General features: G+C 69.8%; 12 protein-coding genes. 10 read left to right on the top strand and 2 right to left on the bottom strand.

The window, feature by feature from the left end; translation table 11 throughout:
* Positions 1-15: 15 nt before the first annotated feature.
* From ACV7NL_RS04610 to ACV7NL_RS04585, 6 genes are all read left to right on the top strand, one after another.
* Positions 16-1122 carry a glycosyltransferase family 4 protein gene (locus tag ACV7NL_RS04610; protein WP_463357052.1) on the top strand — a complete coding sequence of 369 codons (1107 nt, stop codon included), beginning with the start codon at positions 16-18 and terminating at the stop codon, positions 1120-1122.
* Positions 1123-1170: 48 nt separating this feature from the next.
* A complete protein-coding gene (locus ACV7NL_RS04605; protein WP_463355051.1) occupies positions 1171-2403 on the top strand; it encodes a glycosyltransferase family 4 protein in 1233 nt (410 codons plus the stop codon).
* Entirely contained in the window at positions 2384-3643 is a 1260-nt protein-coding gene (locus ACV7NL_RS04600) for a glycosyltransferase family 4 protein (RefSeq protein ID WP_463355050.1), read from the top strand. Before ACV7NL_RS04605 ends, ACV7NL_RS04600 begins: the two co-directional genes overlap by 20 nt.
* Positions 3640-4986, top strand: coding sequence for a glycosyltransferase family 4 protein (locus ACV7NL_RS04595; protein WP_463355049.1), 1347 nt, complete (start codon positions 3640-3642; stop codon positions 4984-4986). The genes ACV7NL_RS04600 and ACV7NL_RS04595 overlap by 4 nt, the downstream gene beginning before the upstream one ends.
* Positions 4983-6494, top strand: coding sequence for a lipopolysaccharide biosynthesis protein (locus ACV7NL_RS04590; RefSeq protein ID WP_463355048.1), 1512 nt, complete (start codon positions 4983-4985; stop codon positions 6492-6494). The genes ACV7NL_RS04595 and ACV7NL_RS04590 overlap by 4 nt, the downstream gene beginning before the upstream one ends.
* A gap of 113 nt (positions 6495-6607) precedes the next feature.
* Positions 6608-7858, top strand: coding sequence for an O-antigen ligase family protein (locus ACV7NL_RS04585; RefSeq protein ID WP_463355047.1), 1251 nt, complete (start codon positions 6608-6610; stop codon positions 7856-7858).
* A gap of 10 nt (positions 7859-7868) precedes the next feature.
* On the opposite strand, the gene ACV7NL_RS04580 is transcribed toward ACV7NL_RS04585, so the two are convergent.
* Positions 7869-8714: a bestrophin-like domain gene (locus tag ACV7NL_RS04580; RefSeq protein WP_056187718.1), complete on the bottom strand. Its 846-nt coding sequence runs from the start codon at positions 8712-8714 to the stop codon at positions 7869-7871.
* A gap of 578 nt (positions 8715-9292) precedes the next feature.
* Here ACV7NL_RS04580 and ACV7NL_RS04575 point away from each other — a divergent pair.
* The 3 genes from ACV7NL_RS04575 to ACV7NL_RS04565 are packed head-to-tail and all read left to right on the top strand — an operon-like array spanning position 9293 to position 11912.
* Positions 9293-10048, top strand: coding sequence for a bestrophin-like domain (locus ACV7NL_RS04575; protein WP_056187716.1), 756 nt, complete (start codon positions 9293-9295; stop codon positions 10046-10048).
* Positions 10045-10362 carry a hypothetical protein gene (locus tag ACV7NL_RS04570; protein WP_247635216.1) on the top strand — a complete coding sequence of 106 codons (318 nt, stop codon included), beginning with the start codon at positions 10045-10047 and terminating at the stop codon, positions 10360-10362. Before ACV7NL_RS04575 ends, ACV7NL_RS04570 begins: the two co-directional genes overlap by 4 nt.
* A complete protein-coding gene (locus ACV7NL_RS04565) occupies positions 10359-11912 on the top strand; it encodes an HdeD family acid-resistance protein (RefSeq protein ID WP_056187713.1) in 1554 nt (517 codons plus the stop codon). Before ACV7NL_RS04570 ends, ACV7NL_RS04565 begins: the two co-directional genes overlap by 4 nt.
* A gap of 125 nt (positions 11913-12037) precedes the next feature.
* On the opposite strand, the gene ACV7NL_RS04560 is transcribed toward ACV7NL_RS04565, so the two are convergent.
* The gene (locus tag ACV7NL_RS04560) at positions 12038-12652 is read right to left on the bottom strand and encodes an LbetaH domain-containing protein (RefSeq protein WP_056187710.1); all 615 of its coding nucleotides are present in this window, start codon (positions 12650-12652) and stop codon (positions 12038-12040) included.
* Between the two features lie 635 nt (positions 12653-13287).
* Between ACV7NL_RS04560 and ACV7NL_RS04555 the strand changes: the two genes are divergently transcribed.
* On the top strand, positions 13288-15390 hold the full coding sequence (locus tag ACV7NL_RS04555) for a TonB-dependent siderophore receptor (RefSeq protein WP_463355046.1): 2103 nt from the start codon (positions 13288-13290) through the stop codon (positions 15388-15390).
* Positions 15391-15417: the final 27 nt, after the last annotated feature.

Genomic DNA, 15417 nt, shown 5'->3' with positions numbered 1-15417 from the left:
AGCCACACCGGCACCATGTCGGGCGCCGAACTCGTCCTGCGCGACGTGGTCCGGCCCTGGGCCGGTTCGACGGCGTTCCTGTTCGAGGGCGGCCCTCTCGCCGACGCCCTGCGGAACGCCGGCCTGACCATCCGCCTCGCCCGCCGGGGCGCAGACCTCACGCGCCTGCGCCGGGATGTCTCGCCCTTGCGCGCGCTTCCGGTGCTCGGGCGCCTCGCCGGACTCGCCCTCGAACTCGGCCGGGCCGCCCGGGCCTGCGACGTGGTCTACGCTAATTCGCAGAAGGCCTTCCTGCTCGCGGCGCTGCCCGCCCGGCTCGTGGGCCGTCCCCTGGTCTGGCACCTGCACGACATCCTCGACGGCGCCCATTTCGGATGGGCGCAGCGCGCGGTCCAGGCCCGCCTCGCCAATGCCTGCGCGGCGCGCGTGGTCGTCCCCTCGCGGGCCGCAGCCGAGGCCTTCGTGCAGGCCGGCGGGCGGCGGGACCGGGTGACGGTGGTACCCAACGGCCTCGACCTGATCCTCGACCCGCGTCCCGCCGCGGATCTGCGGGCGGAACTCGGGCTGCCGTCCGGCCCTCTCGTCGGGGTGTTCAGCCGCCTCGCGCCCTGGAAGGGGCAGGATGTGGTGATCGAGGCGCTGGCGCTGGTGCCGGGTCTGCGCTGCGTGGTGGTCGGCTCGGCCCTGTTCGGCGAGGATGCCTACGCGGCGCGGCTTCGGGAGTTGGCGGCGGCGCGCGGCCTGACCGACCGGGTGTTGTTCCTCGGGCAGCGCGACGACGTACCCCGCCTGATGCAGGCCGTCGATGCGGTCGTCCACCCGTCGGTCGATCCCGAACCGTTCGGGCGGACCCTGGTCGAGGCGATGCTGGCCGGCGTGCCCGTGGTCGCCACGGATGCGGGCGCCTCGGCGGAAATCCTCGAGGGCGGCGCCCTCGGCACCCTGGTTCCGCCACGGCGGCCCGACCGCATCGCCGCGGCCCTCACGGCGATCCTGGCCCATCCCGACGATCTCGCCGCGCGCACCCGCCGGGCCCGCGAGCGAGCCCTCACCCGCTACGGGGCCGCCCGGATGCAGGACGATCTCGCCACGCTGATCCGCCAGGTCGCCGCCCGCGTCTGACGACGCGGCGATCCCCCTCCCCTCTCGTCTCAGAGCCTCCGAGCCACGATGCCCCGCGTCCTCGTCAATATGCCGAGCCAGCATGGCGGCCGTCCGTCCGGGGTGGCGCTGGTCGCCTTCCGGGTGATCGCCGGGCTGCTCGACCGGGGCCAGGTCACGATCGTGCTGCGGTCGCCCTGGACCCGCGACCAGCTTCCCGAAGCGATCCGCGAGCGGGTCGAGGTCGTCACCGTCCCGCGCCCGCGCGTCATGGTGCTCGATGTCCTGCGGCAGGCCTTCGCCGTCCCGGCCCTGTGCCGGGCAGAGGCCATCGATGTGGTGCTCAACGCCGACCCCTACGGCGCTCCCTTCGGCGGCCGGGTGCGCGTCAGCGTCGTGCACGACCTCTACTTCCGCACGATCCCGGACTCCACGGGGCTGCGCGAGGCGCTGACCACGAACCTGATCTTCCGCCTGGTCCTCGGCAACAGCGCCCGGGTGATCGCCGTGTCCGACACCACCCGGACCAGCCTGGAGCGGTTCTATCCGGCGCTCCGCGGCCGGACCCGGACCGTGCCCTCCGCCGCCATGCTCAGGGACGGAGGGGCCACCCGGCCTTCGGAGGTCGCCATGCCTTCGGAGGTCGCCATGCCTTCGGAGGTCGCCATGCCTTCGGAGGTCGCCATGCCTTCGGAGATCGCCGTGCCTTCGGAGGTCGCTCCCGGGCCCTACGTGCTGGCCGTGGGCAACGCCACCCACAACAAGAACTTCGCCACCCTCGCGCGGGCGGTCGCCGCGCTGGCCCCGACCCACCCCGAACTCGCCATCGTCCACGTGGGCGACGACCCGGACGACACTCTCGCGGCCGGCCTCGCGGGGACCCCGGTTCGCCTGACCCGCCTGTCGCGGATCGGCGACGCCCGCCTCGCCGCCCTCTACCGGGGCGCCGCCTGCCTGTGCGTGCCCTCCTTCGCGGAGGGGTTCTGTCTTCCGGTGCTGGAGGCACAGGAACTCGGCTGCCCGGTCCTGTGCTCGGACCGCTCGGCGACGCCCGAGATCGCGGGTGCCGGGGCCCTCACCTTCGATCCCGCCGACGCCTCGGCCCTCGCGGCCGGCCTGCGCCGCCTGCTCCACGAGCCCGGCCTGCGGGCGGACCTGATCGCGCGCGGCCATGCCAATGCCCGCCGGTACGACTGGGCCGAGACCGCCCGGCGCTACGAGGCCGTGCTGCTCGAGGCCCTGCGGGAAACCGTCCGTCCGACACCCACCGGGGAGGCCGCGGATGCGCATCCTGCACCTTAGCTCCCTCTACGCCCCCGAGCAGGTCGGCGGCGCCGAACTGATGGTGGAGACCCTCGCCCGGACCCAGGCCGGCCTCGGCCACGCCGTCGCGGTGGCGTGCGTCTCGCGGCGCCGGGAGGCGCCGACCGTGCAGGACGGCGTGACCGTGTACCGGATCGGGTACGGCACGCCCTTCCACGGGCTGGACTGGCCGCAGCGCGGGCGCCTCGACCGCCTGCGCTACAAGCTGGCCGCCCAGTGGAACCGGTACACCCTGGTGCACATGGAGGCGGCAGTCCGCGACTTCGCGCCGGACGTGGTGAACACCCACTCGATCTCCGAGATCACCCCGGCGGTCTGGCCCCTGCTGCGGCGCCTCGGGCGACCGGTGGTCCACACCCTCCACGACTTCACCAGCCTGTGCACCAATGGCGCGATGGTGAAGCACGGACGCGCCTGCGCCGGGCAGCACCTGAAGTGCCGGCTCTACGCGGCGCCGCACCGCCAGTGCCAGCGGGCCGTCACGGCGGTCGCGGCCGTCGGCACCGACATCCTGGACCGCCACCGCGCGGCCGGCTTCTTCGCGGACGTCCCGGAATCGCTCCGCCGGGTGATCTGGAACCCGATCGCCCCGGGCGGCCCCTCGACGCGCCAGCCCCGCCGGCCCGGCGCACCGGTGGCGTTCGGCTGCCTCGGACGCATCGAACCCGCCAAGGGCACCGACGTGCTGCTGGAGGCCTGCCGCCGCCTGCCGGCGCAGGGATGGCGCCTCGTCGTCGCGGGCCGCGCGGCCGACGGGCTCGACCGCTACCGCGCCCTGGCCGAAGGCTTGCCGGTAACCTTTGTCGGCTATGCCGAGCGGGATGTGTTCCTCGACGCCATCGACTGCCTGGTGGTGCCGCCGGTCTGGCCGGAGGCGTTCGGCCGGACCGTGGCGGAGGCCTATGGCCGCGCCGTGCCGGTGATCGGAACCGCGGTGGGCGGCATCGGCGAGCAGGTCGGCGACGGTCCCTGGCTGGTTCCTCCGGGCGATGCGCCGGCCCTGGCCGCCGCGATGGCGCGGGTCATCGCCGAGCCGGACCGTCTGGCAGAGGGCCTGTCCCGCGCCGGCGCCGTCCGGCAGGGCACCGATCCGGCCGCCGTCGCCGACGCCTATCTCGATCTCTACGCCGCCGTTCGCACGCGCGGCGCAGCCTCTCACCATCGCCGTTCGCCGGCGGCTCTCTCCGAACCCCCGCACCTCGACGAGTGCCGCCCATGACTGGTCCCGCCACGATCGCACCCGACCCGGGCCTCGCCCGCGCCGCGCTGGAGGCCGCACCGACCGGATCGCCGGTATCCCGGGACGAGGAGGCCGTCGCGCGCGCACACACCGGCCCGTTGCGCATCCTGCATCTCAGCGCGCTCTACCCGCCCTACATCGTGGGCGGTGCCGAGCGCTCGGTGGAGCACCTCGCCGAGGAGCTGGTGGCGGCCGGCCACACCGTCGCGGCCGCCTGCATCGCCCGCGAGCCGGAGCCGAAATCGGTGCGCAACGGCGTCACCGTCTACCGGATGGCCCACCACAACGATTTCTGGCTGGAAGACTGGCCGAAGGCGACGCGGGTCGGGCGCACCTGGGCGAAGCTCAAACAGCAGTGGAATTTCGCCGTCGCGGCCGAGTTCGGCCGCGTCTTGGACGATTTCCGGCCCGACCTCGTCAACACCCACTCGCTCCTCGACGTCTCGACCCTGGTCTGGCGCGAGGCGGCCAAGCGCGGCATCCCGATCGTCCACACCGTCTGCGAATACGACCTGATCTGCGGCAACGCCGCGATGTTCCGGCACGGCAAGCCGTGCACGCACTGGCACCTGGGCTGCAAGGTGGTGAATGCCACCAAGCAGATCACCAACCGGGCGGTGGGGGCCGTGGTGAGCGTCGGGACCGAGATCCTGAAGACCCACGTGAACCACGGCCTTTTCCGGCACCTGGCGCCGGAGCGCCGCCGGGTGATCTACTATTCCTGCTCGGTGCCGGGGGGCGACCCCGAGGCCCGGCGCCGGATCGATCGCACCGGCCGCCCCATGACCTTCGGCTATCTCGGCCGCATCAACGTCGAGAAGGGCGTGGGGACGCTGATCGATGCGTTCCGTGCGGTCGGCCCGGGCGATTGGCGCTGCCTCGTGGCCGGTCAGGCGATGGACGACTCGATCGAGCGCTTCAAGGCGCAGGCCGAGGGCCTGCCGATCGACTTCGTGGGCTGGGCCAAGCCCGCCGACTTCCTGAGCGAGATCGACGTGCTCGTCGTGCCCTCGTTCTGGGCCGAGCCCTCGCCGCGGACGATCTACGAGGCCTACATGATGGGCGTTCCCGTGATCGGCGCGGCCTCCGGCGGCATCCCGGAACTGATCGGCGAGGACAATGCCGCGTGGCTGTTCACGCCGGGTGACGACGCGGACCTCGCCGCGCGCCTCCGCACCGTGATCGCCGGGGGCCGCGCCGGCCTGCCGGACGAGCGCAGCTTCCAGCACGTCATCCGCGAATCCACCTCCGAGCGCGTCGCCGAGAAGTACCTCGACCTCTACGCCGAGCTCGTGGCCGAGCGCCGGGCCGGGCGCGCGTGAGCGTCACCGCCCTGCTTCCGGCCGAGGCTTCGACCGCCCCGGCGGCACTCGGACTCGCCGACGAACCGGACGTCTCGGGTCGCTCCTTCGCGGCGGCCCGCTGGGTCGCGCTCGCCTCGGTCGGCAACGTCGTCCTCAGCTTCGGGGTGTTCCTGGTGCTGGCCCGGCTCATCGAGCCCGCCGAATTCGGGCTCGTCGCGGTCGCGGCCGTGTTCATCGACATCCTGCAGATCGTGGCCCGGGGCGGCCTGCCCGACGCGGTGGTCCAGAGGGCGGATCTCGACGAGGACTTCGCCGCCACCGCCTTCTGGGTGACCCTCGCCTCCAGCGTGGCCTATGCCGCGGCGCTCGTCGGCCTGTCGTGGCCGATCGCCTGGCTGCTCGACCTGCCGGAGCTGCGCCCCGCCCTCACCGCGCTGTCCGCCTGCTTCGTGCTCTCGGCCCTGGGCGCGATCCACGAGGCGCGCCTCCAGCGGAGCTTCGGCTTCCGCAAGCTCGCCCTGCGGGCCCTGGGCGCCAACCTCCTCGGAGGGGGCGCCGCCCTGGCTCTGGCCCTGTCCGGCTACGGCGTCTGGAGCCTCGTGATTCAGCGTCTCGTCGCCACCACGGCGACCACGCTCCTGACCTGGGCGGCGATGCCCTGGCTCCCGGCCCGGCGCCTGGATTTCGCGGCGGCCCGGAGCCAGATCGCCTTCGGCTCGCGCATCTTCTCCACCAACCTGCTGCTGATGTTCTCGATCCGCAGCCAGGAGGTGATCGCCGCCTACTTCCTGTCCACCACCGATGTCGGGCATCTGCGCCTCGCCTGGCGCTGCATCGACCTCGTCAGCCAGGTCGCCGTCATCCCCCTCTCGGCGGTCGGCCTCACCACCTATGCCCGCCTGCAGGATCGTCCGGCCGACCTCGCCGCCGCCTTCCACGACTTTACCCGAACCTCCGCCTTCCTGGCCCTGCCGGCCTTCTTCGGCATGGCCGCCGTCGCCCCGACGCTGATCCCGTTCCTGTTCGGCGAGCAGTGGCACGATGCGGTGCCGGTCCTGCGGATCCTGTCGCTGCTGGCCCCGGAATTCGTCGCCACCTCCTTGCTGTGGATGATCTTCACGGCGCTCGGTCACAGCGGCACCGCCCTGGCCCTCGCGGCCGCCCAGTTCGGCCTCGGGGCCGTGGCGGCGATCCTCACGGGACCCTTCGGGCTGACGGCGCTGGTCATCGGCCACGTGGCCCGGGCCTACCTGTTCTCGCCGCTCATCGTGGTCCGGGCCGGGCGCCTCGTGCCGGTGAGCAACGGGCGCCTCGCCCGGGTGTTGATGCCCGCCACGGCCTGCGCGGGCGCGATGGCGGGCCTGGTGCTTCTGGTCCAGGACCCGATCCACCACGCCCTCGGCGACCGCCTCGGCCTGTTCGCCTGCGTAGGGGTAGGCATGCTCGCCTACGGGGGGCTCGCCCTCCTGTTCATGCGCCCGACGGTTCGCGCGGCCCTCGGGTTCTTCGCCCGCCGGGCCGGCTGACCGCCACGGGTCCGACGCCTGCACGCTTCGCAAACCTTTGCGCGCCAGAATGGGCGGGAGGCCGCCGGTGCGCCCGTCCGGGCGGACGGCGTCCTCTCGGAGGCTCCGGGATAATGGCGGGACCAGCGATGCCGGCGGCCGAGACGGGAGGCGCGCGGGCTGTGCCGGTGGCGGCCGACCGCGCCGCCGTCTTCCTGTTCGGAGCCGCCCTGCAGCTCAACGTGCTCACGTCGACCTTCGGGCTGCCGTTCCAGCGCCTGTCCGACCTGCTGCCCTTCCTGCTGATTCCCTGGTTCGGGCTGCGCCGGGCGGTGATCACGGAGGGCCTGCGCCACGTCGTGCCGCTGGCTACCATCGGCATCCTGATCGGTTTGTCGCTGGTGCTGAAGGCGCAGATGCAGGCGGGCGACGTCTACCTGACGCTGGTGCTGCTCCTCTACTTCGTGCTGGCGGCCATCCTGCTGGTGATGTTCCGCGACCGACGCCTCGAGCACGCCTTCTGCTGGGGTCTGCTCGCAGGTCTGCTCGGCTCGCTCGTCGTCCTGCTGCTGTCGACCTCCGGGCTGCCGCTGGACCGCTTCGGCCTCGGCGTGCCCACCGACGGGCTGGACGAGGATCTGAAGCTGTTCGTCGAGGACAAGCAAGGCGGGATCTGGGCCTCGGGCAACGAGACCGGCCACGTCTTCGCCCTGGGCGGGGCCGCCGCCCTCCTGTTGAGCCTGCGGTATCGCCTCAACCTGATCTATCTCGCCTACTTCGCGGCCCTGCTGGCGAGCTTCCCCCTGACCAACAATCGCTCCGGCCTGTTCATGCCGTTGCTGGTCCTGGTCGTCCTGATGCGGCGGAGCATTCGGCTCCAGGTGGTGCTGCCCGTCCTCGCCGGCCTCGGTATCCTGCTCATCGTCTTCTCGATGACGGGCGAGATCCCCCTGCCCCAGAAGCTGGCACAGACCATCGAAACGCGCTTTGCCGGCGACAGCAACGTCACGGGCAACGCCGACGAGCGCTTCCTGTCGGGCTTCACGGCGTTGCAGCTCGTGCTGGAATACCCGTTCGGTGTCGGCGAGGTCGCGCGGCGCGACGAGCTGCGCAACCTCACCGGCCTCGTGACCCCGCATAACGGATTCGTCGCGCTCGCGCTCCAGAGCGGCGTCGCGGTCACGCTGCTCCTCCTCGCCGGGCTCCTGCGGATCGCCCGGTCCCCCGCGGCCGCCGGCCCCTTCGTGGCCTACAGCGCCCTGTTCCTGGTGCCGTCGATGATGTTCGAGGAACTGTCGGTGAACCAGTACTTCCTGTTCTTCATGGCGGTGGTGCTGGCTTCCCTCGCGGTGCGGCCCCGGCTTTCCGACGGACCGGAATCCTAGGGGCGCCGCGTCACCGCGCGGGGGGCGGGCTGCCGATCTGACAGGTCGGGGCCGCCGTGCTCTCGCTGCGCAGTTCCGCCATCATCACGGCGCGGGCCGCCTCCAGCGGCGCGGCGCTGACCGGCATCGGCCCGTCGAACGGGCGCTCGTGCAGGGCGATCACCCCGAGGGTGGTCACCGTGGCGATCGCGAACAGGATCATCGCCACCGCCTGCGGCACCGGCTTGTCCACGTGGATCAGCCCGATGGAGAGGAGGGTGAGCAGCGCCAGCACCATCAGGGTCAGCCATTTCGACTGATCGCCATGGGCTTCGCTCAGGCTCAGCCGGTCGCCCCGCGCCGCGCGCAGGTTCATCACCGCGTCGAGGAGCGCCGAATGGGCCGCGGCGCCGGCCTCGGTGGTGTGGCGGGGGTCGGCCACCGCCTGCAGCAGGCGGCCCAGGGCTTCGCCGGCCGGGCGCGACGATTCCAGCTCCGCCATCTTGGGCCATTCGTCGTCGATCAGGGCGTTGGTGTAGGTCCGCAGCCGCGCCCGGATCTCCGTCATGTCGGAGGCGGTGGCGATGCTGAGGTCCTCCACCGCCAGCAGGTTCATCTTCTCCGACTGGACGATCTTCGAGGCTTGGCGCTGCCGTTCCCAGGCATCGTTGGCGACGAAGCCGGTCAGGAGCGCCAGCATCACCGAGATGGCGCTGAAATACGGTGCCACCAGGCCGAGCCCGAGCTTCGTGATCCCGGGCCGCGTGCCGGACGACACCGACAGGAGGGTGATCACGGCCCCGCAGACCGCGAAGATCGCCGCCAGCAGCGTGAAGATCAGCCAGACCGGCTGATCGAGCCAATAGCTCAGGACCACGTGTGTCTCTCCCCAACGATCAATGGGTCGTCACGATCAATTGGCCACGACGATACGGCCCCGCGCCTACCGAACGGTGAACCCGACCGTCGCGGAACGCCGACATCCGGCCCGCGTGGTCACGACCGCCCCGGTCACGCCGCTCCCGCGCAGCCCTGGACCGTAACGCGCCCCTAACCCTGCCGACAAAGATCTTGCCGGCGAAAGCTGACGGAGATCGGACATCGATTCGGAGAACGACACGGACCATCATCGTCCGATCCCCGTAAACTCAGGAGGCTCGATAAGCTGTCGATCGATACGGAGATCGTCGGCCTCAAGTGTTCGACGGCCTTCGACCGCGATCCTTCTACGTATTCCGGCTGGTTTCACCGGGATCGAAGGTCGCGCGACGCCCCCGATCCGGATCGCGTCTTCCAACCCGCCCCGGTGATCCTGTCGGCCCGCCGGCGCGACCGGGCAATATCGCAGGCGCGGGAGGCGAGACCGGATTCGGCAGCCGAGGCCGGCGCGGGCGAGGCGGCGGCCCCGCCCGCGCCTCTCAGGGTTTGATGACGGGTTCGGCGCTAGATCCGCCCATGACCTCGATTCTCGTCAGCGCGATCGCCTTCTGCTCGATCTTCTTCGGTGCGCTCGCGGGCGTCTGGACCGCGCGCCGGCTCCCGGCGCCGCACCTGTCCGGCGAGACCCGCGCGGCCATCTCGGTCTCCATGGCGGTGGTCGGCACGCTGGCGGCCCTCGTCCTCAGCCACATGCTGTCGAATGCCGGCGCCTCCTTCATGCTGCGCACCACCGCGATCCAGACCCTCGCCGTCGACCTGATCAAGCTCGACCGCGCCCTGAAGCGCTACGGCCCCGAAACGCTCCCGATCCAGGACAACCTGCACACCTACGGGCGGACGAAGCTCGAGGAGCTGTCGACGTCGGCGCCGGACGGCAGCCTCGGCCTCGACAACCTGCATCGGCTCGAAACCCTCAGCGATCAGATCGTCGACCTTCGCCCCACGGGGGACCGGACGCAGCGCGTCCAGGCCCAGGCCCTGCGCATCGTCGACGAGATGGCGGATGCGCGCTGGCTCCTGGTGGAGCGCAAGAGTCTGGCGGTGCCCCTCCCGTTCCTGGTTCTCATGATCTTCTGGCTCTCGATGCTGTTTGCCAGCTTCGGCCTGTTCGCGCCGCGCAACACCACCGTGATCTTCGCGCTGCTCCTCTGCGCCCTGGCGATCTCCGGCGGCATCCTGATGATTCTCGAACTCGGCGCGCCGGCGCGCGGCCTGATCCGCCCCTCGGTGGCGCCGATGACGATCGCCGTCGAGGAACTGGCGCGCCCGTGAAGAACCGGAGGCTCGAAGATCTCGCGATACAGCCCGCGGATTTCGATCGGGTGTTTTCTGATCCCAGAATCACGCTGATCAAGGACATGATCAACGACATCTTCACGGGATCGATCATGGACAGATCTGTCAACCAGAGCCGACCTGTCGCCCTTCATTCGGAAACCATATCGGCGTCGCGAAAATCGGATCATCTGGACAACCGGCGCGCTTCCCAGGAAAAGACCGGGGCGGACGGGGATCGTTCCTTGGTCTTTCGTCGCCGCGATCCGCTGCGTGGCCATCGAGCGTACGGTTGGGAGAGTCACGCGTGACCACATCGTCTCAGCCGGACCCTCGGTCCGGTGGTGCGCGCGCCGATGCGGCGACCAGCCTGCCCGAGGGCGGCGCCCGTCGTCCGACCCGGCCCGGCCCCAAGGGCCGGCTGCTGCGCAACCTCGGGGCGGCCAAGCGCACCAGCGACCCGGTGGTGGGCATGCTCGCGGCCTCGTCCACGCCCGCGGCCAGGCCCTGGACCCTGCCCCTGTGGCTGCTGCTGGTCGGGCGGGAATCGGTCCACCGGCGCTGGCCCCTCGTCACGGGCGCGGGCGTGCTCTGGATCATCCTGGGCCTGGCCCTGGTGGCCGATGCCCTCGACGGGGCGACGCACATTCCGGATCGCTGGTTCGGCCTCCTGCTCGCCCTGGAGGCGGTGGCGGCCTTCATCCGCGGCCTGATCGCCACGGGGGCGGCGCGCCGCCTGCGCCTGCTCAAGGCGGCGCTGCTGTTCGGGGTCGCGGTCCTGACGATGCTGGCCTCGGCCTCCAGCACCTTCCTGCTGGCGATGCTGTTCGGTACGGCCTTCCTGGTCGACGGCGCATCGCGGATCGTCCTCTCGCAGGTGCTGCGGTTTCCGGGCTGGCGCTGGTCGGTGTTCCACGGAAGCCTCGGCGTCGCCCTCGGCCTCCTGACCCTGGAGCCCTGGCCGACCTGGTATGCCGGCACGGTCGGCTTCAGCATCGGCGCCTTCCTGATCCTGGGCGGCGTCAAGGTGGCGCTCCTGGGATTGCGGCTGCGGCGCCTCCCGACGGATGTCGGCCGCTCCACGCCGGAGGGCGGCGCGGACACGGTCACGGTCTATGTCTGGACCCCCACCGGGACGGCCAGCATCCCGGCCCGACAGCGCCTCGTTCACCGCTACGTCGTCTCGGTGAACGGGGGCGGCCACATCTCCACCGGCCACGCCTCGCTGGAGATGTGCGGGCCGGGCGAGACCGGCGGCGCGGAAGACGCCGGGCCGGACACCCCGCTCTACGTGAGCCACTACCCCGCCGTGGAGATCGACCGGTCGCCGGACAATCTGCGCGCGACCCTGCGGGCCGGGCCGGAGAACAACGTGCCGGGCCGCTTCCTGCCGAGCTATCGCGCGGAGGCGGACGATTGGTGCGAGGCGACCGTCACGGTGACGCTGCACGGGGTCGACGGGGCGCGCCTGCGCGCCTTCTGGGCGCGGTATCGGCAGGACACCGCCTATAACCTCGTCGGGCGGAACTGCTCGACGGCGGTGGCCAACGCCCTCGACGCCGCCATCGAGGGCAGCTTCAATCGCCACGGCCGGCCGTGGTGGATGCTGGTCCGGGCCGTGATGAGCCCGGAATTCTGGGCGGCCGCCGTGCTGCGCAACGGGGCCGGGGCGATGACCTGGACGCCGGGCCTCGTGCTCGATTACGCCCGCGCGCTCAGCACCCTGGTCGATCCGGTCACGCCGCTCCCCGCCATCCCCTGGCAGGGCGTCCGTCGTCGCCTCGTGCGCAACTGGCGCGCCGAGGCCGTGGCCCGCAAGCGCGGCTGGCTGGACCAGCGCCGGACCGCACCGCCTTTGTAAGATGGCCGGCGGGGGTGGATCGCGACCCTGTGCAGGCCTCGGAAATCTCCGCTTGCGGGCTGCTGGGTCAGGCCGTGACCGATGGCCGTGAGGGACGGATATCCGCCGGTCCGCTTTGGGGACGTTCAGGAAACGGGGCGCTGATCGATCAATCCGAGGCGGGAGACCACCGTTCCGGGAGCCAGGATGGCGCCGGGCGCAACGACCGCATTCGCGCCGATGCGACATCCGTCGCCCACAAGTGCGCCGAACTTCAGCGTGTCCGCTTCGAGCGTCGTGCCGTTATAGCCGATACGGAGGCGGGGATCGGCCAACTCGTTCCGGTAGTTCGCAATGATCGAGCCCGCTTCGAGATTGACATCCCGGCCAAGGATGCTGTCGCCGACGAAGTTGAAATGGGCGAGCTTCGACCCTCGAAACAGGATGGTCGTCTTGAGTTCGGCTCCGGGTCCGACGATGCAGTCGCTGTCGAGCCAGCATCCACCTCTGATCAAGCTTCCCATAGCAATAAGACACTTCGGGCCAACGATCAGAGGGCCTTTCAGTACGGCGCCGGTCTCGACCCTGGTCGTGCGATGGATGGCGATATCGCCCTCGATCTCGTACTCGGAGCCGAGGGTCTTCAGAAGTCTCGCGACCATGCCAGCCAAGCCGGGGATGACATCCCACGCCTCTCCCGTCGCCCACCCGGCAAAGGGCGCATGACGCCAAGACGCGATATGCGCATCAACGATGGTCATTCGGCACGCGCTCGTGATTCTCACAACCCTCGAGTGTCAGACCGTGTACGGCGTACCAGCCTCGGTCAATCGTTTGCCACGGGCTCGAACGGCAGGTTTCGATCGCCGCGACGGCGTTGGTGAGCGTCCGGGTCGGGGCGGCGCCGGGCCATCAGCTTCCGCATCGAGAGCCATGGTCCGCTATCCACCCGCCTCAAACCGTCAGGCTCCATCGCAACCGTCGAGTTCTGACCGGCAGCGTCGAGGATTTGGATCGGCACCGCTCCGCCGGAGTGGGGCCCTGCGTCTCATTCGGGGGACGGCCTGGCCGTCGGGCCGGTGGGCGATGGGCGTGCGCTGACGCTCTTCGCCTGATCCGGGGGCCTCGCCGATGGTGCCAGGCATGCTCATGTGGCCCGTGCGCCACAACGGCACAGCGATGTCGGTTGATTTAGAACCTTTTTAAAAAGCAACAGAGCGAGATTGAAATGAATGTAAGTCTTCGTCTTGGAAGTTCGATCTGACCAGGTTGACCGGAAATGTTTCTGCCTCGTAACGCACAGCCTCCGAGTTAGTTTTGGTATGCGTCCGTGGCACCCTCCATCAAGAATAAGAAGTCCCACGGTGCTCGCGTGGCATCGACTGCTGTCCTTTCGATGACATCCCTTGTTTCAGTGATCGGCCTTGGATCGAATTCGACCCAAGCTCAGCCCGCCACGGACGCAGCTCAGGCGGTGCAACTCGAAGAACTTGCTGTCGCGGGCAATGGCGGCTCACTTCTCAAGGTCGATGGCTATCTTGCCAAGGACAGCATCAGTGCGACCCGCACGGACACGCCGCTGCGTGAGGTGCCACAAACGGTGGTGGTCGTACCGAACCAGGTGCTCGAAGACGCAGCCGCCACACGTGTCGACACGGCTCTCGACCTGGCCGGAGTCGGTCGCGCCAACAATTTTGCAGGCTTGGGCCTGACCGAGTTCACGATCCGGGGCTTTGCCACCGGCGAATACTACCGCAACGGATTTCCGATCAATCGAGGATTCCCGAATTCGCCCGATGTCGCTTCCATCGAGCGCATCGAGGTTCTCAAGGGTCCATCAGCGTTCCTGTACGGGCGTGGCGATCCGGGCGGCACCTTCAACATCGTCACCAAGCAACCGCTGGCCGAGCGCAGCTTCGCCATCGGTACGCAGTACGGCAGCTACAACCTCAAGCGCAGCACGTTCGATGCGACAGGCGCCCTCGATGAGGACGGCAAGGTCCTCGCCCGCATCACGGGTGCCGTTGAGGACAACGGCAGCTTCCGCGACTTCGTGCGCGGCGACCGTTACTACCTCGCGCCTGTCATAGCCTGGAAGCCGACCGCCGACACGACCGTCACCCTCGAAGGGGAGCTCATCAGCACCAGCCAGACCTTCGACCGCGGCGTCGTGCCCATCGCCGGCAACCTCCGTGCCCTCCCAAGGACCCGCTTCATCGGGGAACCGGGGATCGCCCCGGTTCGCAACGACAACGCCCTCGGCCAACTGCGCATCGAGCATCGGCTCGACCCGAACTGGGTGGTCAGCGCCGGGGCGCAGGTGCTGGCCGGCAATCTCGCCGGCGACGGTGCGGGGGCCATCGGCGTCCTTGCCGACGGACGGACCCTGCGGCGCACGTTCGAGCGGCGTGACCTGACCTGGTCCGATCTCGACCTGCAGGTGAACCTCGCGGGCAAATTCGAGACGGGTCCGTTTCGCCACACACTGCTGACGGGCCTGGACTATGACAGCTATCGCTACCGTGAGGTCTTCAACCGCTCGAACGCGACGACCAACCCGTTCTTCCTCGATCTCTTGACCCCTCAGTACGGCCAGCGCCTGCCCCCACTCACGGCCTCCGTCAGCAACCTGCTGGAGAACACGCAGAGCTTCGCCGGCTACATCCAGGACCAGATCGACATCACGCCGCGCCTCCACGCACTGGTTGGCGTGCGCGTGGAAGACATCGGCCTCGTCTCGACCTCCTTCCTCAACAATCGGACCACGCGCCTGCAGGGTACCGCTGCGACCCCCCGTCTCGGCTTGGTCTACGACCTCTTCGACACGGTCTCCGTCTACGGCAATTACTCGCGCTCGTTTCGGCCCAACACCGGTGCGGACCGGACCGGCCGACCCTTCGCGTTCCAGGAGGGCGAGGGCGTCGAGGCCGGTGCCAAATTCACCCTGCTCGACGGTCGCCTGAGTGCCACGGCGGCCGTGTTCGACATCAAGCGGACCAACGTCCTGACAACGGACCCGCTCGACGTGAACTTCAGCGTGGCCGCAGGCGAGGTCCGCAGCCGTGGCTTCGACCTGAGTTTCGCGGGCTATCTGGCGCCGGGCTGGCGCGTGATCGGCACCTACGCGTATGTCGACGCGGCCGTGAGCCGTGACAACGCGCTTCCTGTCGGGACGCGGCTGGCGAATATCCCCGAGAACAGCTTTTCCGTGCAAAGCGTCTACGAGTTCCAGAGCGGCGACCTTCGGGGTCTCGGGCTCGGCGGGGGCGTCAGTTTTGCCGGGCAACGCGTTGCCGGGACGGCTTTGTCGACCTTCAAGCTTCCCGAATACACGGTCTTCAACTTGATCTCGTATTATCAGATTACGCCGGGCGTCAGAGTCTACCTGAACGTCGACAACCTCTTCGACGAGACGTTCTATGACCGGGCGTTTCAGAACCGCTACGCCACTCCAGGTCTTCCACGCACGATCATGGGTGGCGTTGCGGCTCGCTTCTAAATCCCCGCCACGCTTGTTATCCAATGC

It is taken from the genome of Methylobacterium sp. Ger2507 (assembly GCF_055231875.1).
Note: the sequence above shows the minus strand (reverse complement) of the source record. Positions and strands in the feature narration are given on the sequence as shown.

Coding starts and splice junctions, on each gene's coding strand:
- ACV7NL_RS04585 (WP_463355047.1), top strand. CDS start 6,608: ATGGCGGGACCAGCGATGCCGGCGGCCGAGACGGGAGGCGCGCGGGCT.
- ACV7NL_RS04610 (WP_463357052.1), top strand. CDS start 16: ATGTCGGGCGCCGAACTCGTCCTGCGCGACGTGGTCCGGCCCTGGGCC.
- ACV7NL_RS04555 (WP_463355046.1), top strand. CDS start 13,288: ATGACATCCCTTGTTTCAGTGATCGGCCTTGGATCGAATTCGACCCAA.
- ACV7NL_RS04560 (WP_056187710.1), bottom strand. CDS start 12,652: ATGACCATCGTTGATGCGCATATCGCGTCTTGGCGTCATGCGCCCTTT.
- ACV7NL_RS04575 (WP_056187716.1), top strand. CDS start 9,293: ATGACCTCGATTCTCGTCAGCGCGATCGCCTTCTGCTCGATCTTCTTC.
- ACV7NL_RS04595 (WP_463355049.1), top strand. CDS start 3,640: ATGACTGGTCCCGCCACGATCGCACCCGACCCGGGCCTCGCCCGCGCC.
- ACV7NL_RS04605 (WP_463355051.1), top strand. CDS start 1,171: ATGCCCCGCGTCCTCGTCAATATGCCGAGCCAGCATGGCGGCCGTCCG.
- ACV7NL_RS04600 (WP_463355050.1), top strand. CDS start 2,384: ATGCGCATCCTGCACCTTAGCTCCCTCTACGCCCCCGAGCAGGTCGGC.